Origin of the sequence: Candidatus Infernicultor aquiphilus (assembly GCF_002784285.1) — a bacterium.
GTDB lineage: Bacteria > Atribacterota > Phoenicimicrobiia > Phoenicimicrobiales > Phoenicimicrobiaceae > Infernicultor > Infernicultor aquiphilus.
Genome location: NZ_PFKO01000117.1, coordinates 1 through 1,446, shown reverse-complemented (window position 1 = coordinate 1,446; position 1,446 = coordinate 1). Strand labels below are relative to the sequence as shown.

Genomic DNA, 1,446 nt, shown 5'->3' with positions numbered 1-1,446 from the left:
AAATTTTTTAATGTAGAATATTTATCATTTAATGGTTATTTCCCAAAAAGCCAAAAATATTTTCAAAAGATTTTATATAGCAATACCGGGTCGGATAAATCCGACCCCTACATTCCCCTACATTACCATTCCCCGATCAGGTCGAGGACAGGTTTGTTTACTTTTTGGATTACAACCATTTAATAAAATTAAGAAATATTATCTTTCTATTATTTAGATAAGCTACTATTCTCTTTTTAATTTATTTATATATCCACTCTCTCTAAAAAATTCAAGAGGGTTTAAAGGAACCCCCATCTCTTCCCTTACTTTAAACAAAAGAGGCTTTATATCAGTTTCAAAAGCTTCAGTTAGTACCTTCTCCGCCATAATTATATCTTCGTTTTGTTGGAATTTTCTCAAAGATTTTCTATCTACAATTAGGGCTTTGGCATAGGTTTTTTGAATATTTTCCACACTTTGGATCATTTCTTCAATTTTTGGCTTAAGATTGTGACACTGGTCTATCATATAAGCTATATTAGCCTTTATTCCATTGTCTTTTGCTGAAACTAATTCATTAAAAATAAGGAAAAATTCATAAGGGTTTATAGATCCTACAGTAAGATCATCATCAGCGTATTTTTTGTTGTTAAAATGGAACCCTCCTAACTTTTCCTCATCTAAAAGATAAGCTACAATTTGTTCTATATTGGTACTTAAAGGGTGATGTCCTAAATCCACTAATACCATTGCCTGGTCACCTAATTTTGTACATAAATTATAAGCCATTCCCCAGTCTGCTATATCCGTATGATAAAAAGCTGGCTCAAAGAATTTATATTCTATCAGTAGGCGCATATCTTTTTCTAAATTTTTATATATCTCTTTTAAGCTCTCTTCCAACCGGTGTTTTCTTTCTCTCATATCATCCTGCCCAGGATAGTTGGTTCCATCAGCTAACCAAAGAGAAATATCCTTAGATTTAAGGGTCTTAGCAATGTCTATACACTCCAGAACATGATTAATGGCTTTTTTTCTTACTTTTTCATCTGGATGGCAAAGACTTCCTAATTTATAATCTGGATCCTGAAATAAATTGGGATTTACAGCTCCTGGCCTTATTCCTAAAGAAAGAGAATATTCTAAAAGAGCATCCCAGTCATCAGTTATATCCCAAGGAATATGTAAAGCTATAGATGGACATATTCCAGTAAGTTTATGAACCTCCGCTGCATCTTGAATTTTTTCCTTTACCTTTTTAGCAGCATTTTTTTGTTTGAAAATTGCAAAACGTGTACCTGAATCCGCATAACCCCAGCTTGGGGTTTCAATCTTTAATGTCTTTAACCTCTTCTCAACTTTATTTACCTCAATTCCTTTTTCTTCTAAAGAGGATTTCAAAATATTATAACTTATTTTATAGTCTCTCATTTTATTAAGAATAAATAATCTTATTCTTCCCTC

2 protein-coding genes are annotated in these 1,446 nt (G+C 32.1%); one reads left to right on the top strand and one right to left on the bottom strand.

The window, feature by feature from the left end; genetic code table 11:
- The coding region (locus COZ07_RS03355; protein WP_406607172.1) for a hypothetical protein at nucleotides 1-183 on the top strand (183 nt) is incomplete at its 5' end.
- Between the two features lie 42 nt (nucleotides 184-225).
- Here COZ07_RS03355 and rhaI read toward each other — a convergent pair.
- A complete protein-coding gene (gene rhaI / locus COZ07_RS03350; RefSeq protein WP_406607173.1) occupies nucleotides 226-1,413 on the bottom strand; it encodes an L-rhamnose isomerase in 1,188 nt (395 codons plus the stop codon).
- Between the last annotated feature and the right edge of the window lie 33 nt (nucleotides 1,414-1,446).